General features: G+C 50.7%; 18 protein-coding genes. 8 read left to right on the top strand and 10 right to left on the bottom strand.

Annotation, left to right across the window (positions count from 1 at the left end; translation table 11 throughout):
• Nucleotides 1–26: 26 nt before the first annotated feature.
• The 3 genes from ACR9FF_RS01270 to ACR9FF_RS01260 form a co-directional block, all read right to left on the bottom strand.
• Nucleotides 27–4,013 carry an endo-1,4-beta-xylanase gene (locus tag ACR9FF_RS01270; protein ID WP_435168334.1) on the bottom strand — a complete coding sequence of 1,329 codons (3,987 nt, stop codon included), beginning with the start codon at nt 4,011–4,013 and terminating at the stop codon, nt 27–29.
• A 558-nt stretch (nt 4,014–4,571) separates the two neighbouring features.
• Nucleotides 4,572–7,823: a carbohydrate-binding protein gene (locus tag ACR9FF_RS01265; RefSeq protein WP_435168332.1), complete on the bottom strand. Its 3,252-nt coding sequence runs from the start codon at nt 7,821–7,823 to the stop codon at nt 4,572–4,574.
• Nucleotides 7,824–8,013: 190 nt separating this feature from the next.
• On the bottom strand, nt 8,014–8,649 hold the full coding sequence (locus tag ACR9FF_RS01260) for a peptide-methionine (S)-S-oxide reductase MsrA (protein ID WP_435168330.1): 636 nt from the start codon (nt 8,647–8,649) through the stop codon (nt 8,014–8,016).
• Between the two features lie 127 nt (nt 8,650–8,776).
• Between ACR9FF_RS01260 and ACR9FF_RS01255 the strand changes: the two genes are divergently transcribed.
• The 4 genes from ACR9FF_RS01255 to aguB all read left to right on the top strand — a co-directional run bounded on the left by ACR9FF_RS01255 (nt 8,777) and on the right by aguB (nt 12,754).
• Entirely contained in the window at nt 8,777–9,172 is a 396-nt protein-coding gene (locus tag ACR9FF_RS01255; protein ID WP_127498329.1) for a VOC family protein, read from the top strand.
• Between the two features lie 592 nt (nt 9,173–9,764).
• Nucleotides 9,765–10,538 carry an HAD family hydrolase gene (locus ACR9FF_RS01250; RefSeq protein ID WP_435168327.1) on the top strand — a complete coding sequence of 258 codons (774 nt, stop codon included), beginning with the start codon at nt 9,765–9,767 and terminating at the stop codon, nt 10,536–10,538.
• Between the two features lie 232 nt (nt 10,539–10,770).
• A complete protein-coding gene (locus ACR9FF_RS01245) occupies nt 10,771–11,805 on the top strand; it encodes an agmatine deiminase family protein (protein ID WP_201007170.1) in 1,035 nt (344 codons plus the stop codon).
• 70 nt (nt 11,806–11,875) lie between these two features.
• Entirely contained in the window at nt 11,876–12,754 is an 879-nt protein-coding gene (gene aguB / locus ACR9FF_RS01240) for an N-carbamoylputrescine amidase (protein ID WP_127498337.1), read from the top strand.
• A gap of 59 nt (nt 12,755–12,813) precedes the next feature.
• Here aguB and ACR9FF_RS01235 read toward each other — a convergent pair whose 3' ends face one another.
• A complete protein-coding gene (locus ACR9FF_RS01235) occupies nt 12,814–13,050 on the bottom strand; it encodes a DNA-binding protein (RefSeq protein ID WP_127498340.1) in 237 nt (78 codons plus the stop codon).
• Between the two features lie 67 nt (nt 13,051–13,117).
• A complete protein-coding gene (locus ACR9FF_RS01230; RefSeq protein ID WP_435168324.1) occupies nt 13,118–13,705 on the bottom strand; it encodes a TetR/AcrR family transcriptional regulator in 588 nt (195 codons plus the stop codon).
• A gap of 196 nt (nt 13,706–13,901) precedes the next feature.
• Between ACR9FF_RS01230 and ACR9FF_RS01225 the strand changes: the two genes are divergently transcribed.
• The 4 genes from ACR9FF_RS01225 to ACR9FF_RS01210 all read left to right on the top strand — a co-directional run bounded on the left by ACR9FF_RS01225 (nt 13,902) and on the right by ACR9FF_RS01210 (nt 17,439).
• Nucleotides 13,902–15,095 (top strand): MFS transporter, encoded by a 1,194-nt coding sequence (locus tag ACR9FF_RS01225; protein WP_435168322.1) that lies wholly within the window; start codon nt 13,902–13,904, stop codon nt 15,093–15,095.
• Nucleotides 15,096–15,214: 119 nt separating this feature from the next.
• Entirely contained in the window at nt 15,215–16,294 is a 1,080-nt protein-coding gene (locus ACR9FF_RS01220; RefSeq protein WP_435168320.1) for a permease, read from the top strand.
• Nucleotides 16,295–16,441: 147 nt separating this feature from the next.
• Nucleotides 16,442–16,915, top strand: a complete 474-nt coding sequence (locus ACR9FF_RS01215) for a hypothetical protein (RefSeq protein ID WP_435168318.1) — start codon at nt 16,442–16,444, stop codon at nt 16,913–16,915.
• Nucleotides 16,915–17,439: a hypothetical protein gene (locus tag ACR9FF_RS01210; protein ID WP_435168316.1), complete on the top strand. Its 525-nt coding sequence runs from the start codon at nt 16,915–16,917 to the stop codon at nt 17,437–17,439. Before ACR9FF_RS01215 ends, ACR9FF_RS01210 begins: the two co-directional genes overlap by 1 nt.
• A gap of 17 nt (nt 17,440–17,456) precedes the next feature.
• Here the strand turns inward: ACR9FF_RS01210 and ACR9FF_RS01205 are convergent, their stop codons facing one another.
• The 5 genes from ACR9FF_RS01205 to ACR9FF_RS01185 all read right to left on the bottom strand — a co-directional run bounded on the left by ACR9FF_RS01205 (nt 17,457) and on the right by ACR9FF_RS01185 (nt 24,091).
• Nucleotides 17,457–18,344: a carbohydrate ABC transporter permease gene (locus ACR9FF_RS01205; protein WP_127498350.1), complete on the bottom strand. Its 888-nt coding sequence runs from the start codon at nt 18,342–18,344 to the stop codon at nt 17,457–17,459.
• Nucleotides 18,345–18,359: 15 nt separating this feature from the next.
• Complete coding sequence (locus ACR9FF_RS01200; protein ID WP_127498352.1) at nt 18,360–19,250, bottom strand: ABC transporter permease; 891 nt, start codon at nt 19,248–19,250, stop codon at nt 18,360–18,362.
• Between the two features lie 87 nt (nt 19,251–19,337).
• On the bottom strand, nt 19,338–21,074 hold the full coding sequence (locus ACR9FF_RS01195) for an extracellular solute-binding protein (RefSeq protein ID WP_127498354.1): 1,737 nt from the start codon (nt 21,072–21,074) through the stop codon (nt 19,338–19,340).
• Nucleotides 21,075–21,206: 132 nt separating this feature from the next.
• The gene (locus ACR9FF_RS01190) at nt 21,207–22,298 is read right to left on the bottom strand and encodes a response regulator transcription factor (protein WP_435168312.1); all 1,092 of its coding nucleotides are present in this window, start codon (nt 22,296–22,298) and stop codon (nt 21,207–21,209) included.
• A complete protein-coding gene (locus ACR9FF_RS01185) occupies nt 22,295–24,091 on the bottom strand; it encodes a sensor histidine kinase (protein ID WP_435168310.1) in 1,797 nt (598 codons plus the stop codon). The genes ACR9FF_RS01190 and ACR9FF_RS01185 overlap by 4 nt, the downstream gene beginning before the upstream one ends.
• Nucleotides 24,092–24,133: the final 42 nt, after the last annotated feature.

Raw genomic sequence — 24,133 nt, 5'->3', positions numbered from 1 at the left:
AGGCTTTTTTGTTGCGATGTCTGAACTTACAATAATTTAAACAATCCGTAAATAATAACTGCTGCTTGAGCGCGCGTTGCGTTGCTGGCAGGGGCAAACTTCCCGTCCTCCATGCCGTTCACGATTCCTGCTTGCTGCAATGCTTTAATTGCTTGTGCTGCATAGTCCGAAATGCTTGAATTATCGGCAAACTTGAGTTCATTAACCGTATTTGGAAGTTTAACATTTGCCTTCGCTGCGGCACGATACAGCATAGCGGCCATTTCCTGTCTACTGATTGCATCGTTGATGCCGTAAGATCCATCCGCTTTCCCGTTAACGATACCGAGCTGTTGGGCCGAAGCAATTGCTTGATAATACCAGGCGCCTTCCTTCACATCTGTAAAGGTGCTGGTTGCCTTGTCGCTGTTCAGATCAATTGCATTCATCAGCATTTGGATGAACTCTGCTCTGGTCACCTGATTGTTTGGCGCGAAAGTTCCAGTTTTGACTCCGGCAACAATACCCCGCGCTTCGAGAGCTTGGATGCTTTCCACCGCCCAAGGTACATCGTTCACGTCTTTGAATGTAGATCCATTGACCTTAGCGACGTATTTGCTGAAGTGCTTCGGAGTAAATTGGATTTTGCCCGTCGCCGTGTTGTACTTCCCGTTTTTGACGATTTCCAGCTTGCCGTTATCATCGATGTAATAGATGACAACATTGTTTGGATTTTCACCCGGCTTCAAGGTGTAATCCATGCTGACTTTAACGTCATTACCGGTAAATTTCGTAATTTTCGTGCCGTTGACGCTTAAGTTGAAATTATAGACGGTATTTCCGCCTACTTGGCTCCTTGCCGCGTCGGGCAGCGAAGCCGGGTCTACGACGGCTACGGACAATTGAACGTTACCGGTTCCGCTCGCACCGCTGTGCTTCAGCAAATTCGGATCGATTGAAACAGTGGCCAAACCGGTGTCGATAGCGATCGATTGGATCTGATCCGACAGCGCTAGAACTTGATCTGTCGGCAAGTTTACTTGAACTTCTTTAACGCCGGCAGCGTGTTGCACTTGAATCGTCACGGATTTGTCTGTTGATTGACTGACTCCTTGATGGAGATCACTCGCACTGATGGTTACAGAAGCTGTGCCATTGCTGTCCGGTTGAGCCTTTGCAGTGATATGATTTTTATCGACTGTGATGTTAGATCCCTGCGATGGCGTACCGCCGCTAGGTGGTGAAGTGATCGACCCTGCTGCAGCAAATTGCAACGTGCCAATCTTGAATAGATCCTGATAAGCCGTTCCGGTAGCGTCGTTCCAAGCGAACGCGCCAATGCGCGCACCGGCCTTCGCGTCATTCACCTGAACGTCAAAGCCGATCTGAGTGCCAATCTCAGGCGTAATCTGGATAAACGGAATCTTCATCTCGACGGTGTAGGAGTTCGTCGTCTCGTCGTACGTCGTCGCGGAGGTCATCTTCGTTGCAATGCCCTGATTATCCGTCATGGCTGCGTCCACCGACGCAAAGCCGTCATACCGAACGCGGTAATGCCCGGAAGCGTTCGAGTACATTGCGCTGGAGCCGTTCGTCAGGTCAACAACCACTTCGACTGAATCCTGCTCCCAAGGGTTTGCGTTCCCTTTGTCCAACGGTTCAGACGGATCTTTGGTCACCTGCGCGATTACGTACAGGTTCGCGTTGTCCCACAATACGCGAGCGGTAGCGGCCGGCATGTGCGTATCCGCCTTCGTGTTGCCTGCCTGCGTTACATTGATATCGATAGGCGTTGCCGTATTCCAAATACCGTCCATATTGCCGTCGATAGTCGGCGTTCCCTTTGCGGCTGTTGAGGTTTTGCCCCCAGCAGGCTTTGTCGGAGCGTGGTAATTCGCAAGGTATCCGGCCGGGTCAATCACGGCGTTAAACGCGTCTTTCGGGTACAGGTTGCCGTCGAACAGCAACGGGCTGCCGGAAGCCAACCAGCTGTTGGTGTCTGTCAGCCCCCAGAGTGTGATGCGCTGCACCGTGTCCTTGAAGGCGGGATCGGTATAAACTTGCATCAACCGTGCGTACTGTGCCGCTTGGGCTGTTTTCTGATCTGCAGTCTGCGTTCCACCCGTGCCAGCGGAGATGTCCAGCTCGCTGATCGAAACTTTGACGCCAATATCCTTGAACATCTGGATCGTCTTGCGCGTATTGTTAGGGTTGGTGCCGAGTCCGTTATGCTCCTGCAAGCCTACGCCCTGTATGAGCTGCTTGCCAGGGTGATCCAAGGCCCAACGGTCATTAATGTCTTTCACCATGTCGCGTACTGCGGCGGCCTTATTCTGGTCGTCCATGCTATAGTCGTTGTAGTACAACAGAACGTTGTAATCCGGCTCCGCCGCACGGGCGTACTTGAACGCTTGTTCGACGTAGTTCACGTCCGTTGCCTTCAGCCACGGGGTGGATTTCAGGTAGCTGTGCCAGTCTGTCGGACTAAGAGAGCTGTCACGGACGGTGCCGCCCATCGCTTCGTTGACAACGTCCCACGAGATGATGTTCTGCGTGCTCGCGTTGAACTTGCCGTCAAAATGCTTGAGCACCGCGTTAATGTACGCGTTCATGTTCGCATACGCCCCATCCGCGGTCAGACCAGGGTTGGACGGAGTCGGGTCGGAGTCGGAGATCTTAGCGTTGTTTAGCCACGGAATCGACTGCCCTTCCCAGACGAGCGTATGCCCATGTATTTTCAGGCCATTGTCGATCGCGCTCTGAAGCTCCGTGTCCGCTTCGGTAAAGTTCAGATCCGCGACATTATGCGTAGAGGCGCTGGTGCCGATCAACGAAGCCGGCTTCGTCGCATTTTCAGGCGTCACAACGCCGAACTGGGCTTTCAGGACGGGCATGATTGGGTCTTGCATGTAATACGGGCCGATGATGTTGCCCATCAAATAATCCGGGTACGTATCCTTAATGCTGGGCAAGTTGAGTACATCCGGGTTAATCGTTGGTGTTGTTGCAGCACTCATACTATTAACAGTAGTTAATGTAGCATCCGCACTTGATATAAATCCGTCAGCCGTTTGGTCGTTAAAGTCAGCCCTGTAAACGACATTGTCGCTTGCGTCTTTAACAACAAAGTTGTCGATGTAGTAAGTTATATTCTTTGCATCCGTAGCTCCGCTATCACCGGTTTTAACAAACTGAATATAGGACCCGCTTGTGGCCGCCGTATAAGTATACGTCGCTGAATAGGAATTCCAAGCTGGGCTTGCCGCGCTTAAAGCTCCTGAGTTTTTAATCCAGTTGTAGCCGCTAGTTTGTAGAAGAATGCCTGCCACATCTTGGTCAGGTGTGTACAAGTCATATGAGAAGGTGTAGGTTTTGCCATCCTCTAGGTTCAAGCCGCTTGCCCCTGTCGCTATTTGCGCGCCATCCCACTGGTGCCCGCCTGTGGTTTGAACCTTTAAGAAATAATCGGTTACTACCGTAGTTAATGTAGCATCGCCACTTTTTATAAATCCGCCAGCCGTTTGGTCGTCAAAGTCAGCCTTATAAACGACATTATCGCTTGCGTCTTTAACAACAAAGTTGTCGATGTAGTAAGTTATATTCTTTGCATCCGTAACTCCGCTATCACCGATTTTAACAAACTGAATCTGTGCACCGCTTGCGGCTAAGTAAGTATAATTCGCAGTGTATGAAGTCCAACCGGGGCTTGCCGCACTTAAAGCTTCCGTATTTTTAATCCAGTTGTAGTTTCCGTTGGTCTGCAGAACAATACCCGCCACATCTTGGTCAGGGGTGTATAAGTCGAATGAGAAGGTGTAAGTTGTGCCGGCAACGAGGTTTAAGCCGCTTGCCCCTGTGTCTATTTGCGCGCCATCCCACTGGTGCCCGCCTGTGGTTTGAACTTTTAAAGCATAATTTCCATTCGTACTGCCGGAACTTTCCGCCGCACTCGCCTTCTGGTTGATCCCAAACTGCGGCAACAACAATGCAACGACAAACACTATCATCAAAATCTGCTTTAACCGTTTATTCATCGCGTTACTTCCCCTCCAAAACGATTATAAAGCCTCCCGGCATTCGCCGAGACTTGCGAAACTAAGGTTTTCTTTTACAACCAAACCTGTTACGAGAGAAAAGAGCACATTTTACATACATCCTGTAGCTCCTTTCATGACAGCGAGACTCACAATCTTTTTTGGCTAGTCGTGCCCGGAACGCCCAACGTGTTAGTGTCCAGCTGCCAAAGAACCGTACTGCCGGAACTGTCAGCCGCTGCCACTGTCTATGCCCCTTAAATAAGAGTCATCTCACGGTAAAGCGCTTACACTTACATGATAAAAAAGGAGGCCTCCTTTCGAATCTTTACATAGTATCACGAACATGTCCTCCTTTCGTGATAGGTCAAATTCAATGATAATACACATGAAAGCGCTTTACAGTATACAAATTAAAGAAGAAACTACTATATTTTATAGTTCATCTTCCGGTGTGACTAAGCTTGGCTGTGGAGTTTAGCAAGTGGAAGTCGATATAAAAAGAAGGAAGAGAGTTTCTCCTCCTCCTTCTTTATCGATTCGATTTAGGTATTAGATCTATTTCTTCTTCCAGCTTTCGATCAACGCTTCCGCATCGGCATTTAAAACGGCTTTGGCTTGCGCTTTTAAGTCGCTGCTTTCCGCCTTATTCAACTGATTGATAAAGTCCTGCATCTGCTTGATCGCCTGATCGCGATGTCCTTTGTCCAGATGATGCTGCGCCTGCTTCAGACTCGCCGAAAGCTGGGAAGCCAGAGACTTGCCGACCTCGCCCGAAACCTGATATCGGTCAACCAGCTTACTCATGCTACCGGTACTTGTCTTCACCTGGATATGAACCGTCTTCTGCAGCTTGTTCCCTGCCGCATCCTCTACGGCTATAACAACGGTTTGCGCTCCCAAATGACCGGCGAGCTCAATGCTAAGCTTATTTCCGTTATATGTTTTACCGTCAAAAGCCAAGCTTGCCGAACGGATCGCCGTCTTGCCGTCTCCGGCCTGGAAGCTTAAGTACGCATCATCCTCAAGCACGGCGCCATCCTCAAGCTTCGATCCGTTAGCCGTCAAAGTATAGACGGGCACTGCCGGGATTTCCACTCTAATACCAGCCGACACGTTACCGGACTTATCTGCGGCGCTGATCACCAGCGTATAGCTTTGGTCCGCTTCGATTCCGCTCAACACCGCCGACTGAACGCCTCGTTTCACCTCGGTAACTTCACCTACTTGCTGGCCACTCTGAAGCAGCTTAAGCCGCACGACATCTCCGTCCAGCGCATAAGGTCCGTCCCAATGCACGGTCAGCTTGCTATTGTCGCGCGTGAACTGTACATTCTCGACCTCTCCAGGCGGAACCCCGTCATCAACCGGGTCTGGCGGCAGGGTTGGTGCGGTAAAGACGGATGCATCGCCAAAGGTGAACTTATCGAAGTTGTACAGCCAGTCATTCCCCTTGAACAACAGGTACACCAGATGCTTGCCCGTAACCGGAGCGGCAGCCGTAATCGAACCGTCAAAGACCTGGAACGTCTGCCAGCCGCCAGTACCGCTTACCTTAGCTGTAGCAATGACGGGTCCGTTAATGCCGTCAATTCTTGCCTCAATAGTTCCGCCGCTTGTAGCGCTTGCCGCCTGAACGTGGAACTGTGTTGGACCAGCATCGCCAAAATCAACGTAATTGTACATCGCATACGGGTTATTCGGACCGTATACGCCAGCCAGATAGGTCTGGTTGCCGCCGTTCTCCGTACCCACGTTTACGCTGTTCGTGAAATTCTCAGCCTCCAGCTTGCCGTAGGCATCCCTTGCCTTGCCTTTGATCTGCGAGAAGGTGAACCAGTCGAGATTGCAAGGATAGTCGCTCCCATCCGCCCCATGGAAAATGAGATATACATCATGAACGCCAACAGCCAGCGAATCATCCATGATGGAGGTTACGTCCAACCAATTATTCCAGCTGCCCATGGCGGGAACCTCGATCACGCCGGCTGTCGGACCGTCAAGGCTGTCCAGCTTCACTTCAATGGACCCGCCTTTATTGCCGCTTGCGAGATGCAGCGTAACGCCGGCAGCTCCCGAGCCGAAATCAATATCCTTATAAGACGCATACGCATTATTGTGAATGCCGTCCGCAAATTGTCCGGAGGAATTCACGCTGAGTCCATCGCTGCTCGCAAAGTTCTCTGCCTGCAGCTTCGCGTAAGCATCCGTCCGAGTTGGATCGGTCTTCGTAAATTTGAACCAGTTCAGGTTAAACAGATATGAGTCATTTGTCTTTTTGAATACCAGATACACATCGTGCTTGCCGGTCACGTTGCTCGTATTCCCCTGGTCATCCTTCAGCAGCGTAACGGCGTCAATAAAGTTATTCCAGCCTCCGGTGCCCTCGACGTTCAAGGTCCCTACCTTCGGACCGTCCAAAGCGTCCAGCCTAACCTCGATCTTACCGCCGCCCGTGCCGCTTGATGCCCGCGCAATGAAACCGCTTGCACCTTGTCCCGAGCCAAAATCCACGTTTTTGTAAGCCGCATAGAAGCCGTCTTGAATACCGCCTAGTTGCTGCGAGCCTTCGATGCTGCCCTCCATGCCCGGGCCGTTTACGATATTAAAGCTTTCCGCCTCGATCTTGTTATACGGATTTTTAACGGCATACTCCAGGTGTTCCGCATCCTGCGGCTCCAGAGAGGTCAGCGCTTGCACGGCCGCCGCCGAGCTCCACGACTCGAAGGTACCGGACAGCTGCTGGCCAGCCCAGTTGCTGTCGACCAGATTGGCCGCATTGCGGTTGCTCCATGCCATATCCGTATTAAACGCCAGCCACTCGTTATAGCTGTCCGCGAAGGTTTTGTACTTGCTCTCGCTGCTGGCATTAACAACCTTCTGCAGATAGCCGAGGTTGCGCATGAGAATGGTTTTGCCGCCCTTCAGATCCCCGTTAGGTCCTTCGTAACGCAGCAGACCGTTGGCATCGACCAGTCTCTCCTTTGTAAAGGTTGCCCCCTTGAGCGCATCGTCCAAATAAATCTTGTCTCCCGCAATCTGATAGAGACCTACGGCTGCACCGATAAACGTGCCCTGATTATAGTGGGTCGCATCCGGTATCGGGCCGTTTTGCGTTTCAATCCGGTCGAATACTTTGCCGTTGCCGTCCGTCAGCATTGTTTTGCCCCAACGGTAAATCTTTGAAGCGGCATCCAGGTAGTGAGCATTGCCAGTCGCGTTATACAGGAATACCGCGGCTTCCGCGGCGGGGAAGTTGATGCAGGCATTTTTCGTCGTGCGGTCATCGCTCTTCCACCAAATGCCGCCGCCCGCAAACTCGTCATCCCACTGGGTATCGTACACATAATTAAAGTAATATTCCGCTCTCTCGAGATACTTCGGATCATTCGTAATCTGATAAGCTCGTGTGCTTGCCATCGCCCACCACATAATATCGTCGTTAAACGTGTTGTTGGTCCAATCCTGGCCATACTTCGCGATCGCCCCGTCGAACACGTCGTCAATCTGGGTGCGCAGCTTCGCCTTCAGCTCCGGGTCCGTTGCCTCCTGATAAGCATCCATCACCAGCTCCCATAGCTCGGCCTCCACCCAAAAGTCCTGATAGCCGTCATGCTTGGAGGTTTTCCAGAAGTACTTCGCACTCGCATCCCAGAACGCGTTATTGTAGGCTTCAATCGCGGTCTTCGCGTCCGCTGCCTCAAAAGCATGGGCACGAGGTGTTCCGTTTGGAATCAAGGGACTAACAGAGAGTGCAAGAGCAATAGGCAATACGATAAGCTTTGACCTTCTTCTTGTCTTACCGGTCACAAACATCCCTCCTGAAAAAATATGAATTGGCAAAGGAAAAGCCGATTCGCATGCGGGTATACGATCGGCTTCAGTCACCTAATAATATAAAGTCAGGTTAATATTATGTCAATATATCATATTTAATTAAATCCTTTAGACTACTTATTAATAATATATCATGTTATAACATTTATGAAGGAAGTACTACTTACCACCGAATTTGTCGAATCAAGGAGAGTATCTCTTTCAGCTCGTCTTCGGCTACCGGCCACCCCTTCATCTCATTTTGCAGACGCTCCAGATTGAGAAATCCCTTCGCCACTCCGTTCAGCCTCGCAGCCAAGGTGGATCTCTCCAGCTCCTCCTCTGATAAATACAACGACATCAGCTTCTCCACTGCATCCGGGAACCTCTTCAAATAATATTTCTGATGTCTGGATTCTGCCGGATAAAAAGCGTTAAAAGGCGACAGCTCCGTATCCAAAATGCCCTTCGTTTCCTCCATACGGCTCTTTATCCGCCGGAAAGCCTCTGCCTGTTCATCATCCCGATAGAGCAGCAGGGACTGATATTGCCGGTCCTTATAACCGTTGATGTTATAAGGATTATGGTTGTTCCAGAAAAGCTCCAGCAACTCGTCATAGGAAACAAGGGCAGCGTCGAACTGCAGCTCAACCGTCTCGGTATGATCGCCCATGCTGCGGTAAGAAGGCTCGGCCGTTGTCCCTCCGGCAAAGCCTACGCGTGTCCTGATCACGCCGGGAACCGCGCCGAACAAAGCTTCCGGGCTCCAGTAGCAGCCCATGCCAAGCGTTATCGTTTTCTCAGCCTTATTCTCGTTCACCTTGTCCCCTCCATTGTCTAAGGAATTGTATCGATACATTATAATTTCCGTAAACGGTTTATCTCAAGCAGGAACGGCAACGCTATTAGAAGAAAAAAGTAGGAAGTCCAAAATCGGGAGGGTTATCATGGGAAGAGTCGTTCATTTTGAAGTTCATGTCGATGACATGGAGCGCGCAAAAAAGTTTTACGGCGAGGTATTCGGCTGGACGTTCGAGGATTGGAGCGAATATGCGGGAGTACCCTATTTCGGAGCTACTACGGGCGATGCCAATGCGATGGGCATTAACGGCGCGCTGATGAAGCGCATGGGTCCTCCTCCGCAGCCGGGGCAACCGGTTAGCGGCTTTGCATGCACGATGGGCGTGGAAGATTACGATGCGACGGAAGCGAAAATCCTGAGTCTCGGCGGCCAGGTAGCTCTGCCGAAATACGCGCTGCCGGGCATGGCTTGGCAAGGCTATTATATCGATACCGAAGGCAATGTCATCGGCATTCATCAGCCGGATGAGAATGCGAAATAAGCTGACGTCTCGCAAAAAGCCCAACCTTGCAAGGTTGGGCTTTTAAGCATAAAAATAACTTAAGAGAGCCAGGTTACGCCCTTATTCCGAAGAATCTCGTTCCATCTCCTAGGAGGCTCGCTATTGGAAACGACGTAATCCACATCGGACAGATCGGCGATTCTCGCATTAGCCCCGACACCCTCAGATGCTTCGGATTCACTTCTCCCCCGATAAATATCGCTCTCCCGTCGATCTGCATGGCCGTACTGCCCTCGTCGATAACCAGCACGCCATTGTCTTCGACTAGTCTGGCAGCAAGGACTCCAATCGCCCGCTTCTCTTCCGCATGAATGATCTCCCGTTCGCTATAGGCCGGTTCAATCTCGGTTTCGAGCTTAACCGTGCCGCCGTATCATGTACAAATGTCCCCTCTACGCTTATAGTTATGGATATACCGCTTAAAAATAATGTTGTTTTATGTGGTTTTTAGTCAGAATACTTTGGCTTACTCTGTATTTCATTCAATATACAAATACTTAGCACCCCATTAACATTGGAGTTATAGAATTAGAACGAATAAAACAACAACAAAACAAAATGAGGGATGACGATGTCCGGTTTTCCGGTTAAAGGAATTCTGTTTGATAAAGACGGCACCTTGATTCAGTTCCATTCGTTCTGGGTGCCGATCGCGGAGGAATTTACGGATCACTTGTTATCCAGTATGGGTGCGAATGAGACAGCTTCCGGTTTAAAAGAAACGCTGCTCGAATCCATTGGACTCTTCCCGGACGGGAAGGTAGATTCGAAAGGTTATCTGGCTGGGGGGACAACCGCGGATATTGCAGGGGCATACTTAAAGGTGCTTTCCGAATATGGTTATGGGCCGGAACAAACGGCAGGACTGCATGAATGGATGACGGAAGAGATTTACCGGCTCACCCAAGCCCATCGCGACCAGTTGCTGCCTACGGCAGATTTGGAGAGCGTGCTGACGCGGCTAAGAGATAAAGGATTGAAGCTTGGAATCGCTACGGCCGACGATTATGAATCAACCCTCTTCTTCCTGAACAAATACGGAATTGCGCACTACTTTGATTTCATTGGCACCTCGGACCGTTACGAGAAAAAACCAAGTCCCGTCATGATGAACGAATTTTGCGGGTTGACCGGACTGCAGCCAAGCGAAGTCGCCATTGTTGGCGATACGTTAACCGATATGAGGTTCGCCCAAAACTCGGAGGCCGGACTTGCCATTGGCGTTCTATCCGGCACAAGCCAGCGGGAAGAGCTTGCTCCTTATGCCGGTCTGATCCTTCCATCCGTTGGCGAACTAATTGATGAGCAGGACCAATTAGCATGGCAGGTAACCCGCCAAGAATAGCGCTGGGAACAATAAGAAGGCCCCCGAGACGTTGGCTCGGGGGTCTTCTTGTAACGAGCAGCTGATTCAGCAAATTTTTATCCGGCGGCCAAACGGTAAATCCCGCTAAAAAACTGGATAAACCCCGTAATTGAGCTGTCAACCTTTTTGTTATATGATAAGAAGGGTTTAAGCGAGCTTAAGCCCGCTAAAGACACATTTTCATTGCGATAAGAGAGGAATATTAACTAATATGAATCCTAAACAATTGAACTATACAATGCCGGCCGAATGGACGGCGCATGAGCGTACCTTCATCTCCTGGCCTGTACAAGCTTCGATGGTCTATCCGGAGCATTACGAGCAGGTAAGCGCGGGTTATGCCGAGCTTGTTACGGCAATCGCGGAATTCGAACCGATCACGGTTGTTGTGAACCCGGCGGATCTGGAGAAGGTCAGCGCTCTGTTCGCAGGCAACGATGCCGTGGAATGTCTGCCAATCGAGCATAACGATGCCTGGCTGCGCGACAACGGCCCAACGTTTGTCGTGAATCAAGAAGGCGAGCTGGCGGGCGTGAACTGGAAGTTCAACGCTTGGGGCGGCAAATATTCGCCATGGGATCTGGATGATGCCGTTGCACCGCAAATTTTGAAGCATGTTGACGTGAAGCAATTCGACGCTCCTCTCGTCATGGAAGGCGGATCCATCCATACGGATGGCGAAGGCACGCTTCTGACCACCGAGGAATGCCTGCTTAATACGAACCGCAATCCGGAGCTCAGCCGCGAGCAAATCGAAGGTTATGTCAAAGAGTTCGTTAACGTGGACACGATCGTATGGCTGAAGCGCGGCCTGAGCGGCGACGAGACCGACGGCCATGTCGATAACATCGCTTGCTTCGCGGCGCCGGGCAAAGTTATTCTGCAGGTGTGCAACGATCCTTCCGACGAGAACTACGCGATCACCGAAGAGAACCGCCGCATCCTGAGCGAAGCGGTGGATGCCAAAGGCCGCAAGCTCGAGATTATCGAGATCGATCAGCCGCCTTACGCGGAATACGAGGACACTCGTTTGACGCTGAGCTACCTGAACTTCTATTTTGTTAACGGCGGCATTATCCTGCCGGTGTTCGGCGGCGCGGCTGAGGAAGCCGACCGCAAAGCTATCGAAACCCTGCAGGCGGCATTCCCAGATCGCCGTATCCGTCCGATCGACGGCATGGCGGTTATCCGCGAAGGCGGCAACGTACACTGCACAACGCAGCAGATGCCTGCTCGCCGGGCTTAATATAAGCTACAACTAAAGCTTACGAAGCAGGCTTTGCTTCGCAAAACTTTTTTAGGAGGCATGCAAATCCATGAGAACGGTCAAAGTAGCAGCTACACAGATGAGCTGCACATCGAATATAGAAGAGAACATTCGCAAAGCGGAGGCGCTGGTGCGCGAAGCGGCGGCACAAGGCGCGCAAATTATCCTGCTTCAGGAACTGTTCGAGACGCCTTACTTCTGCCAGAAGGAAAAAGCGGACTACTACGTTTACGCAACCGAGCTGGAGGAAAACAAAGCGGTTAATCACTTCCGCGCCATTGCCAAAGAGCTTAACGTGGTGCTTCCGATCAGCTTCTACGAGAAGAAGAACTGGGCACGCTACAACTCGCTTGCCGTTATTGACGCTGACGGCGAGGTGCTTGGCAAATACCGCAAGAGCCATATTCCCGACGGTCCGGGTTATGAAGAAAAGTTCTACTTCAATCCGGGAGATACGGGCTTTAAAGTATGGAAAACGAAATATGCGAAAATCGGCGTTGGCGTATGCTGGGATCAATGGTATCCGGAAGCGGCGCGCAGCATGGCTCTTATGGGTGCAGAGCTCCTGTTCTACCCTACGGCTATCGGCTCGGAGCCGCAGGACGGCAGCATCGACTCGAAGGATCATTGGCAAATGTGCATGAGAGGCCATGCCGCATGCAACCTGATGCCGGTTATCGCTTCCAACCGTATCGGCGAAGAAGTTGACGAAGACTCGTCGATCAACTTTTATGGTTCGTCGTTTATTGCCGGCCCTCAAGGCAATCTGATTGCCGAAGCCGGCCGTGACGAGCATGGCGTGCTTGTTGCCGAATTCGATCTCGACCAGCTGGAATCGCAGCGCATCGAATGGGGCATCTTCCGCGACCGCCGTCCGGATCTGTATGGCGTAATCGCTTCGTATGACGGAGAAATCCGGATTAAATAACCCGTAATAACAGAAGGACCCTCGGGCTAAACTAAGTTAGCCTGAGGGTCCTTCTGCTGCTATTCAACAGCCCGATTCGCTAATATTTGATCGATCTCGCTCTTCAACAACAGGTATCTATGAACATTTCTCATGATAGGAACTTTGGTTAACTGGTTTTTATCCACGAATACTTTCATTTGGTCTTTGGAGAGACCCAGTAACTTGCCCGCTTCAGTGACAGTAAATACAACGAGGTTGCTCGTTGCGTTAAAATCTCTTTTTAATTTCTGGTTCCAGTCTTCAAATCCATTCATATGTCGTTTCCTCTCTCGTTCCTAATCGATCGGATACTTCATTATAACATGTCTTCGGACAAAGACCTCAGTTCGAACGGATTCCTTCAAAAGCATTCGTCACCAACTGCTTCACATAATTATCGTCCAACGTGCCGCCCGTCATCAGCAAGCGATAAAAGATCGGCCCGTAAATCATGTCGACGCTTAAGGCGATATCCAGTTCTTTATTTAATTCCCCGCGTTGAACTCCCCTCTCGAACAGGCTTCCTGCCTCTTGACGGCGGGGCTCAATATACCGGGTTCGAATGGCCTCTGACAGTCCTGCATCAAATTGCCCTCCGCCGATTAAGTCCTTTATAATTCTTCCCTCCGGACTTGTTAGAAAACGTACCAAATTCGAAGCATGGATAACTATATCATCAAATGCGACGCCCGTGTCAGGTACGGGAAGTCTGGCTGCGGCAGCAAACAGGAACCCGTCCATGACTACGGCCGCCTTGTTAGGCCACCATTTATAAATCGTAGCTTTGCTTACTTTCGCTCGCTCAGCGATTTTCTCTACGGTGACCGTTTCAAAGCCGCTTTCCAATAATAGATCATAAGAAGCGGTAAGGATCGCCTTTTGCGTTTCCATATTACGCGGCCGCCCTCTTTTAGCTTCCACCTGAACCATCCCTTTCTTCTGTTTGTACATAAACCGGAAAACAAAAACGATACGTTCAGTATACTAAAAAAAGAGTCAAAGAAAAAGAAAATAGCCTATTTACAAAACGATACGTTCAGTATATTATTTAATCATTAATTAGTGAACGTTACGTATAGTAATTGATTCGCTCGGAAGTGAAACCCCAGAGAACGGAGTGATACTTATGGCTGCTTCAAATCAGCAAACGCTCGAGAAAAATATTCCGGCGTGGTTAACGATACTGCTCGCAACCGCATGCGGCATGATTGCTGCCAATCTGTACTATGCACAACCCCTGGTCGGATTAATCAGCTCCTCCCTCGGTCTGTCTGCCGGCAGCGCCGGACTGATTGTAACGCTGACCCAGATCGGGTACGTTGCGGGACTTTTGTTTATCGTACCTTTGGGCGATATTGTGGAAAACCGCAAGCTGGTTGTTACCGCCTTGCTCCTTACCGCTGCTGCGCTGATCACTGCAGCGCTGGCGAAACAACCGTTTCTTTTCTTAACCGCTACCCTTGTTGTTGGATTAGGTTCGGTTGCCGCACAAGTACTCGTACCCTTCGCCTCCTACCTTGCATCCGATGCCTCGCGCGGACGCGTCGTTGGAAATGTGATGAGCGGTCTTCTGCTCGGCATTATGCTCGCAAGGCCATTATCCAGCCTAGTAGCTGATTTCCTCGGCTGGCATGCCATCTTTGCGATTTCCGCCGCAGCGATTGTTATTCTGGCCATTGTACTGGCCAAGGTGCTGCCGGTGAGAAAACCAACGGCAGCCACGAACTATACGGCGCTGCTTGGTTCCATGTGGAGGCTGCTGCGGACCACCCCGATTTTGCGCCGCCGCGCCCTGTATCACGCAACGCTGTTTGCGGCGTTCAGCTTGTTCTGGACCACCGTGCCGCAGCTCTTGGCCGGCCCTAAGTTCCATTTCTCGCAAACGGCTATTGCCCTTTATGCACTCGTTGGGGTAGCAGGCGCCGTTGCTGCGCCGCTCGCCGGCCGTCTGGCAGACCGCGGCTGGACCAGACCCGCTACCGCAATTGCCCTTATAACCGTTATCGTCTCGGTGCTTCTGCCTCTTCTGATTCAAACCAGCTCGCCAGTCGGCGTTGTTGTTCTCGTTATCGCCGCTATTCTTCTCGACGCTGGAGTATCGGCCAATCTCGTACTCAGCCAACGCTCGATCTTCTCGCTTGGAGCAGATATCCGCAGCAGGCTAAACGGGTTGTTTATGGCGATCTTCTTCTTTGGCGGTGCGATCGGATCGGCTGCAGGAGGATGGGCTTACGCAGCGGGCGGATGGAGTGCGGCGTTATGGCTCGGAATCGCATTTCCAATCCTTGCTCTGCTGTACTTCGCAACGGAGCGGAAGTAAGAATTAAGCAATTAAACGATAGACACCCTCGGGCTTTAAAGCCTGAGGGTTCTTGTTCATTTAATTGTGCTATAATGAATACCGGCTATTTTAAACGATTATTATTTCCGGAGGATTATATGGGACAAATCAACCAATCGTTGCCTCGCACGGAATCTGTTAACAAGAAAATCATTATATCGGCTGCGATTTTCCTCATCATCGCAATCGCCGGACTCACCTATGTCAAATGGTGGCCCTATTATCTCAAAGCCATAAACGCGGCAACCGAGCATACCATAGGCTCTTCGATTGTCTCGGGTAAGAATCAAGCTGCTCCCGATCCCTCTTGGCAATCGGCTTGGGATTACGCGAAGGCCTATTACAACTCGGTATGGAAGGCGGCAATCCTGGGCATTTTGCTAGGCTCGCTGCTTCAAGTGCTTATTCCATCCCGATGGCTGCTTAAAGCACTTGGCAAAACGTCCTTCGGCAGCACGCTGGTTGGCGGTGCGGCTTCCATTCCGGGCATGATGTGTACGTGCTGCGCAGCTCCTATAGCGATAGGCCTGAGGAAAAAGAACGCCTCCGTCGGGGCAACGCTAGCCTTCTGGCTGGGCAATCCAACCATTAATCCGGCAACGCTTGTCTTTATGACCTTCGTCCTGTCGTGGAAGTTCACGTTGATCCGTCTGGTATTCGGACTGCTGCTAACGTTTGGCGTCAGCTATTTCGCTAACCGGTTCGCTTCGAATGAGGCCCTCCCTGAACAGGTTGCTTCCGCCCCGGAGAAAATGGAGCAGGAAGAGCATTCCGCCCCGCTTCTCGTAAGATGGCTGAAAGCAATCGGCAGCATGCTGCTTCACGTCGTTCCTGCTTATATCCTTGCGGTGCTTTTGCTCGGCGCCTGCCGGGCATGGCTGTTCCCAACCATAGGCGAGACCGCATCCAACAACATTTTGCTTATTCTGTTGTTCGCCATAGCCGGCATGCTGTTCGTTATTCCTACGGCAGCCGAAATTCCGATCATTCAGACGATGCTATCCTTCGGATTAGGCACCGGACCCGCTGCGGCGCTGCTGCTGACGCTTCCTTCGATCAGTCTTCCTTCGATTCTTATGATTAGGAAGTCGTTCCCTTATAGGGTGCTGCTATTTGTAGTTGTATCGGTTGTCGTTCTGGGGACTTTAAGCGGCATTGCAGGAGTACTTCTCCTATAAAAGCATCCTATATGGCTGCAATAAATAAACCACACCCTTATGGATGTGGTTTTTCTTTTGCCTGTATTAATCAGAACAAAGGATATCTTTAACATACAAAGGGAAATCTATCCTCAGACTGGATTGGATACGAGAGGAGGGTCCCCGGTGGTCATCGTTATTTTTATTTTATACGCATGGTTTTGTATTCAAGTACTGATGAATCTGCGCCTTAAGCTGCCGCTTGCGGTCAACCTCCTTTTATTTATGGCCATTGAAGTCGTGCTTACGAACAAGCTGACCATTAGCGGCCACAACCTTAAGCTATTCCAAATCAATCCGAATATCCCGCATTTTATCGCTTTGATTCTGCATAATGACTTCACCATAACGTTTATCCTGATTGCTTTCGCTAACGTTTTTCTCTTATCGTCAAAAACTAGCGTACGGACCGGTATAGCCGTCTACGCGTTTGGCATACAACTGCTGCTTGGTATGGAACTGCGTCGGAATCAGGTTCTTATTTATAAAGAATGGAACTACCTCAATGAGTCCCTGATGATTATCCTGGTCATGCTATATACTTTGCTATTCGGAAAGCTCTTTCAGTGGATGGCTTCAAGAGAAGGATGGATTCGATAATGGGAGTAGTCATTTATGACCAGCATTTCAATAGTAATGAGTTGTATGTCATCGTTATGATGACAGTAGGCTTCACAATCTATCGGCTGCTGCCGCGAACACTATCCCCCTTGCAGACCGCCTTTACCATGCTTTTAAGCGTCACGTCAGGGCTCATTTTTGACCATACGATCGCTATACCGCCATTCGATTTATACGACACTGGGGACAATTCTAATTATGAGGTGTTTGACTTTATCTCCTATCTGATGTATGCCCCTTACGGATACTTGTATATCTATGGGTTTGAGCGTTTCCGGATCTCCGGGATTGTAACCATCGGATATATGGTTGTATGGGCCGCCATCGCCCTCCTGTTCGAATGGCTTGGAGTCAAGTCTGGCGTATTCCACTACAAACACGGATACTACATCCTCTACTCCATCCCCATCTACCTGGTCGTGCTCAGTATTCAGCTAGGGGCGTACCGGGCTGCTTTTTCCAGTCACCGCTGGCAAAAAATTAAAGAACCACATCCTGATTGAGGATGTGGTTCTTGTTGTTACTCCTTCACGGCGCCTAGCATGATGCCGGATACGAAGTATTTTTGCAGGAATGGATAAACGACCAGCATCGGCACCATGGCGATAAATACCTTTGCCGAGTTGAGCGTCCGATTGGACAGCTCCGAGAGCTTCTTGTATTGCTCCGGCGTCAGGTTGGTGCCCACCGGAATGTTGACGACAAGCTGCTGGATATAGGTCTGAAGCGGATAACTGGACTGGGTATTGCTCAGTACAAGCCCGTTGAAGAACTCGTTCCAGTGGTAGACGCTGATGAACAACGCTACCGCGGCCAGCACGGGGATCGAGCATGGGACATAAACCCGGAACAGAACCGACCACGGACCCGCTCCGTCGACAACCGCCGCTTCATTCAGCTCCTTCGGCAGATTGCGGAAGAAGTTCATGATCAGGATCACGTCGAATACCGGTACCCCGCCGCCTAGCACTAACGCCCAGATCGAATCGATCAGGTGATAATTCTGAATGGTAAGATACCATGGAATCAGGCCGCCGCTAAACAACATGCAGAAGACCAGGATCCACATGAATATATTGCGCGTTTTGAAATCCTTCTTCGGTCGTGCCAGCGGATAAGCCATTAATACCGTCATCAGCAAGGCGAAGCTTGTGCCAAGCACGGTACGCTGGATCGAAATCCAGAAAGCGTTAAAGAACATGCTGTCGTTAATAATTTCCTTATACGGCGTCAAAGAGAAGCCGATCGGGTAAATCGTTACCAGACCCGCGTTAGCGGCGGATTTCTCGGAGATGGATACACAGAAGGTGTACCACAGCGGATAAACGCAGCTTATAACGAGCAGCCCGAGGAGGATGATATTCGCAATATCAAACGCCCGTGAACCTAATGTTGTATTCCTGACCACAGCAGCGCCCTCCTCTTAGAATATCGTGTAATCGGCATAACGATAGGCCAGACGATAAGAGACATATATCAGCACAAAGCTAATGACCGACTTGAATAATCCAGCCGCCGTCGCCAGCGAGAATTGAAGATTTTGCAAGCCTAGCCTGTAGACCCATGTATCCAAAATATCTCCCGTCGAATACACAAGCGGGTTATACAAGTTATAGACCTGATCAAAGCCGGCGTTAAGCACGTTACCAAGACTTAAGACGCCTAACAGGACGACCGTAGTGATCAGAGCCGGAAGCGTGACATGCCGGATTAACTGCCAACGATTGGCCCCGTCGATAGCGGCCGCTTCGTACAGATTAGGATTGACGCCCGTCAGCGCCGCCAGGTAGATAATCGCGTTATAGCCGAATTCCTTCCAGACGTCCGTGCCTACGATCAGCTGCCGGAAGATTCCCGCATCCGCCATAAACAGCTTGGGATCCGCTCCGAAATAACCGAAGACTGTATTTACAACGCCATAATAGCCGAAGATTCCGATAACAATGGTGGACATGATAACCCAAGACAGAAAGTGCGGCAGATAAACAACCGTCTGCACCAGCTTCTTGTATCGCAGGTTGCGAAGCTCGTTCAGCAATATAGCAAAGACAAGCGGGACGATCAGATTAAGCACGATTTTGCCTACGGCGATAATTAAGGTGTTCCTGATTACGGTTTTACTGTCATTCAGCTGAAACATATACTTGAAGTTCTCAAGTCCAACCCACTCGGATTTGAACAGCCCGCTTCCCGGATTATAATTCTGAAATGCCATCAGAATCCCGAACATAGGCACAATACTGAACATGACAAGCCAGACCATACCCGGCAGCAGCATCAAATAATAGTGCTTCTGATGGCCTAATTTCCTCATGCGGCTAACCTCCTGTCACTCTAATGGATGAGAAAGCTTGCGAAAAGCACCGAAACGCAAGGTGCCTTCCGCAAGCTTTGCTTATCCTTATTTCTTCAAGAGCTCTGCAACTTCCGCCGTAATCTCATCTCCGCCTTGCGCTTTCCAGTCCTTCACGAACTTATCGAAGGAGTCGAGCGACGCTTGCCCAAGGATGATCTTCAGAACCGTCTCATCCTCCATCTTCTTCAGGTTCGCCCATTTGGTTTCCATCGTTGGCGTCTGGTTGTAAGTCACGCTGTAGACCTTCTTGTCGATAGGAGTTGTTGCAAACGGACGGTCACCGATTAAGAGAGAATAGAGCCGTTGGAAGTCGCCGAAGTTAGCCGTGCTGTAATTAGTCACGCCTAGTTCGTCATACGGCGGTTTAACGACGTCTCTTACTTTTTTCGCATCGGCATACATCAGTTTGTACAAGCTGTTCGGTACGTTGTAAGATTCAGGCTCCGTCTCGCCTTTCAGAACTTTCATCAGCTCGGTATACTCGTATTCCGTTTCGTTCGCCGCAGCCATTACGTTACGGAGCGGATACCAGCCCACCGCAACGGACAGGTCGAAGGTTGCTTCATCACGCACAAGAGCGTTGTTCATGATCAGAATTGCTTTAACCACGTCCGGCTTGGCATTTTTGCTGATCACGGTGTAAGTGCTGCCCGTTGTTTTCATATGCGTATTCCATTTGCCGTCATCGGAGTAGACCGGATAAGCCTGCCAGTTGGCCGTCGGGTCGTTCTTGAAGGAGTCCCCGTTGCCGTAACCGCCGGCCCACCATGGTCCGAAGAAAATACCCGTCTGGTTCGCGTTGATCGGATCACCCGTGTTATCGCGGGTACCCACCTCAGGGTCGATAAGACCTTTTTTATACCAATCGGCCAGCAAAGCCAATGTTTTCTTCGTATTTTCGGATGTTGTGCCGTACGATACCGTACCGTCGCCATTGTCGAGCCAGTAGCCCGGATAAGCATCCATCGCGCCGAAGATCGGGTCAAATCCAGCCATATTGTTGGAAGAGACGAGGAATGTGGAATACGGGAACGAGTTTTTGGATGGGCCGGCAATACCAATGGTTTTGTCCCCGCCCAGCTTGTTATCCATAAACGCTTTTGCCGTCGTCTCGAGCTCCGCCAGCGTCTTCGGTACCGGCAGGCTGAGCTTATCGAGCCAGTCCTTGCGGATCCACATGACGTGAACGCCGTCGGTATCCACCGTAATGTTTGGAAGCGAGACCATCTTGCCTTTGTAGCTGGCGTTCTCCAAGGCGCGGCCTTCGGTACTTGCCATAATATCTTTCACCTGTTTGGAGGCATATTGATCAAATAGATCGCCAATATCATAGAGCAGCCCGGAGCTTGCGGCTTTCGTCATGAAGGAGCGGTCGTCGACCACCATGCCGTCAGGCAGCTTGCCCGATGCAATCGTCAGGCTGACCTTCTGCTTGAAGTCGTTGCCTGTAGCAGCCGTCCAATCCACAATGACGTTAATGTTGTACTTTTCTTTCAAGTAACGCGTATATTGGTTGTTGCTTACGCTGTCGCCTTCCGGCAGCGTTTTGTCCGTCGGGTCCACCACCATGCCGATGTGAACGTCAACGGGCTTAGGGAATTTGGAGAAGGCGAGGTCATCCCCGGACAATGCGGGACTCTCGGAGCTTGTTGCATTAGAACTTGCTTCAGGGCTTGAAGACGCTTTCACATTGTTGTTTGATGAATCATTGGAAGAAGAACATGCTGTCAGGCTTACACCTAGCAATGCAGCAGAAAGCATTAGTGCCATATTCCTTTTCATCTAACCCCTCCTAGAACTCTTCGTTCGTTCGTTCCTTGCTTACCCATTGTACAATGAAAGCGCTTAAAAAAAGTCGGACGGATGTGCCCTGTTTTGTGTTCAATCAAGAAACGGGGGTAGATATTTGTTCGATTAATTGTAATCAATCTTCCCCCCTACGAACTGCGCGCGGAACTCGGACGGCAAGAGACGGGTCTGCTCATAAAAAAGCTGGGAGAAATATTTAGAGTCGTTATAGCCTACGGCATGCGCAACCCACGCGATGGATTGATTCGTCTCGCACAGCAGGCGCTCAGCGGATCTGATCCGCTCCTGCTTCAAATAATCGTTAAACGTCGAGCCCGACAGCTTCTTGAAGCATTGACTGAAATAACTTCGGCTCATGTGCACGTGATCGGCCACGTCCTCGGCATGCAGCGTACCCGAAGCCTGCTCGCGTATGAACAGAACCGCCTTCAGAATGCTTGTTGTCGTATTCGTAAAATCGGTGGTTGCCGCCACCTGCGCATATACGCGTTTCCTGAAATCGCGCATCCATTCGACCGCCGAGCGGACATCGGCCGCATCGGCGCCTAGTTCGGCAGGAAGCCCAAGGTCGGTCTCAAGCTGAGATAACACGCGCATAAACAGCCCTTCCAGGCGACGGAAGGACACCTTGGCTTGCGCGGTCTGCTTGCATAGCCGCTGAAAGACCGATTCATTATAAAGCCAGTAGTTAGCGCGCCATTCCTGCTCCAGCCCGCTCCAGCCCTCCTCCTCCTGCGTACGGTTGGTTTGCTCAGCGGCAGGTGAAGACGCGGGCTGCGATGCAGCCGAAGGCTTACCGGACGCTTCCTGCGCCGTAACGCCCGTCATCTGCTGCTGAATTCTTTTCAGAATCTGCTCGTCATCCTCTGATTCCAGACGCACCTTGGATATATAATCGAGCACTCCCATGCGGTAAGCGGTCTGCACATTTTCGAATTCCTCATGAAACGACAGGATAACGGAACGAAGCCCAGGGAATCGCTGGCGCGTCACCTGAAGCAGCTCCATTCCCGACATGACGGGCATGGATAGGTCGACAAACATAAGATCCACCTCATGCTGCTCCATAAACTCCAGCGCCTTGGCGCCGTTTGCCGCCTCTCCAACGACAACCATGTCATGATTGGACCAAGGCATAATCGAAATAAAGCCTTTCCGCGCAAGCTTGTCATCGTCAACGATTAATACACGAATCACATGGCTCTCTCCTTTCGTTGTTCGAGAAAAGGAAGGGTTAACGTAACCGTCGTACCCTGATTGGGCGTGCTATCTATACCCATGCGGGCTTTATGGCCGTAAGAGGATTCCAGCATGGAGCGGACGTACCGGAGTCCAATCCCCCAGCCCGTCTGCTGCTGGTCCGGCGTATCGCGCTGCAGCAGGGCCAACGTCTGCTGGCTAAGCCCCTTGCCATCGTCGCGAATTGTAATGCGCACCATCTGCGCCGCCTCGTCCGGCACAACGTTGATTTCCAGCATACCGTTGTCGTCTAAGCCGTGGCAGACCGCGTTTTCCACGATCGGCTGCAGAATGAATCTTGCGACCGGGCTGTCCAGATAAGTCCCTTCGGCAATATCCAGCTTCACTTCAAAATCATGCCGCATCTGCTGCAGCTCAAGATAGGTTCTCATGACCTGAATTTCTGATCGGAAGGTCGCTTTTTCCTCGGATTTGCCCAAATTGTAGTTCAGCAGAATAATAAGCGAGGAGATAAACTTCTCAATTTCTTCCTGCTTGTGCATAACGGCCAGCCAGCGCACCGAATTCAGCGTATTCATCAAGAAATGCGGATTGATCTGGTAGGCAAGCTTTTCGATCTCCAGCTGATGCCGGCGCTTCTCCTTCTGCTCCACGTCCATGATGAGCTGCTGAATCTGCCGCTTCATAATGTTGAACTGGTCGAAAATCCGGTCGAACTCGTCGATTCCCGTATGGTACTGCGTGGTGCCCATGTACCCTTTGCCGAACGTCCGCATCTCCTTCTCGATCAACCGGAACGGCCGGTTAATAAGCCGCCGCAGCACAAGCGTAAGCATAAACATCATTAGAAGAGCGATGGCGAGAATCCAATACATATGATTTTTCCACGTATAAAGCTCATGGTTGTAATAAGAGACGGGGAGCAGCATCGTGATGTCATAGCCGTAATCGCCGGTCATCCGGTTCCAGACATAATCGTCGGTCATGCCCGACTGGCCTTTCAGCTCAAGATGCTGGCCCGCTTCAAACGCGTTCCCGTTGCTGCTGTAGGTTACATTGCCTTCGGAATTCGTGAATACAAGCGTGTAGGGCATATTCAAGCTTTCGGTAACCGAGCTCATGTCCGTCGGAATATCGGTCTTGGCTTCCACGTAGACAACAAGCTTGGTGCCGTCCGAAAAGGTAACTTCCCTGGTGACGGACACCACGAGATCATCGCTGAACCGGCATAAGGATTTATGCGGGGACTGGTATCTCAGCTCCCCCATGCCGGCTACATCCGGCAAGGATCCAAGCTTAAAGTCCGCGCGCACCGGCAGATTCGAATAGGCTGCTTGCCCGCTTGCTTCATTGTAGTACATGACCAGCTGCATAGCCGGGTTCGAGAAGGTTATTAAGCCAATGTTATAGGAAATATCGCGGGAGAGAAGACGCTGACTATAAATGTCCGCGGTGTACACATACGTCTCCATCAGATGGCCTACCGTGCCTTCCGGCGTCATCTGTTGGGTAACCTGGAGCAGGTTATTGTACATTTGGTTCTGCTTTGTCGTTTGCTGATACAGATCAAATGCCATAGAAGTTTTGATTTTATCGTGCTGCATCGTGTAGATCGCATTGTAAGACACGGAAGCCATCAGAATGGCACAGCCTACAAAGCCGATGGTCAGTAATACCATAATGCGTTTGCGGAGAGAGGAGAATAAAAACCGGTTGCGAAGCATGGACAGGATGCCCGTTTTCCTAACATGAGCCGTTCCGGATGACTTAAACAAGCGTTTGCCTTGCAACTCCATCACCTCACAACTAGTATGGGACAAGACAATATTCGA

The organism is Paenibacillus glycanilyticus, from assembly GCF_051200795.1.
GTDB lineage: Bacteria > Bacillota > Bacilli > Paenibacillales > Paenibacillaceae > Pristimantibacillus > Pristimantibacillus glycanilyticus.
The sequence above is the reverse complement of the archived record's forward strand: the minus strand, read 5'-3'. Positions and strand labels throughout refer to the sequence as shown.

Bases quoted from the DNA above. Each gene is read 5' to 3' on its own strand.
- ACR9FF_RS01270 (WP_435168334.1), bottom strand. From the start codon at position 4,013: ATGAATAAACGGTTAAAGCAGATTTTGATGATAGTGTTTGTCGTTGCA.
- ACR9FF_RS01255 (WP_127498329.1), top strand. From the start codon at position 8,777: ATGGGAAGAGTCGTTCATTTTGAAGTTCATGTCGATGACATGGAGCGC.
- ACR9FF_RS01250 (WP_435168327.1), top strand. From the start codon at position 9,765: ATGTCCGGTTTTCCGGTTAAAGGAATTCTGTTTGATAAAGACGGCACC.
- ACR9FF_RS01245 (WP_201007170.1), top strand. From the start codon at position 10,771: ATGAATCCTAAACAATTGAACTATACAATGCCGGCCGAATGGACGGCG.
- aguB (WP_127498337.1), top strand. From the start codon at position 11,876: ATGAGAACGGTCAAAGTAGCAGCTACACAGATGAGCTGCACATCGAAT.
- ACR9FF_RS01235 (WP_127498340.1), bottom strand. From the start codon at position 13,050: ATGAATGGATTTGAAGACTGGAACCAGAAATTAAAAAGAGATTTTAAC.
- ACR9FF_RS01230 (WP_435168324.1), bottom strand. From the start codon at position 13,705: ATGGTTCAGGTGGAAGCTAAAAGAGGGCGGCCGCGTAATATGGAAACG.
- ACR9FF_RS01225 (WP_435168322.1), top strand. From the start codon at position 13,902: ATGGCTGCTTCAAATCAGCAAACGCTCGAGAAAAATATTCCGGCGTGG.
- ACR9FF_RS01220 (WP_435168320.1), top strand. From the start codon at position 15,215: ATGGGACAAATCAACCAATCGTTGCCTCGCACGGAATCTGTTAACAAG.
- ACR9FF_RS01210 (WP_435168316.1), top strand. From the start codon at position 16,915: ATGGGAGTAGTCATTTATGACCAGCATTTCAATAGTAATGAGTTGTAT.
- ACR9FF_RS01200 (WP_127498352.1), bottom strand. From the start codon at position 19,250: ATGAGGAAATTAGGCCATCAGAAGCACTATTATTTGATGCTGCTGCCG.
- ACR9FF_RS01195 (WP_127498354.1), bottom strand. From the start codon at position 21,074: ATGAAAAGGAATATGGCACTAATGCTTTCTGCTGCATTGCTAGGTGTA.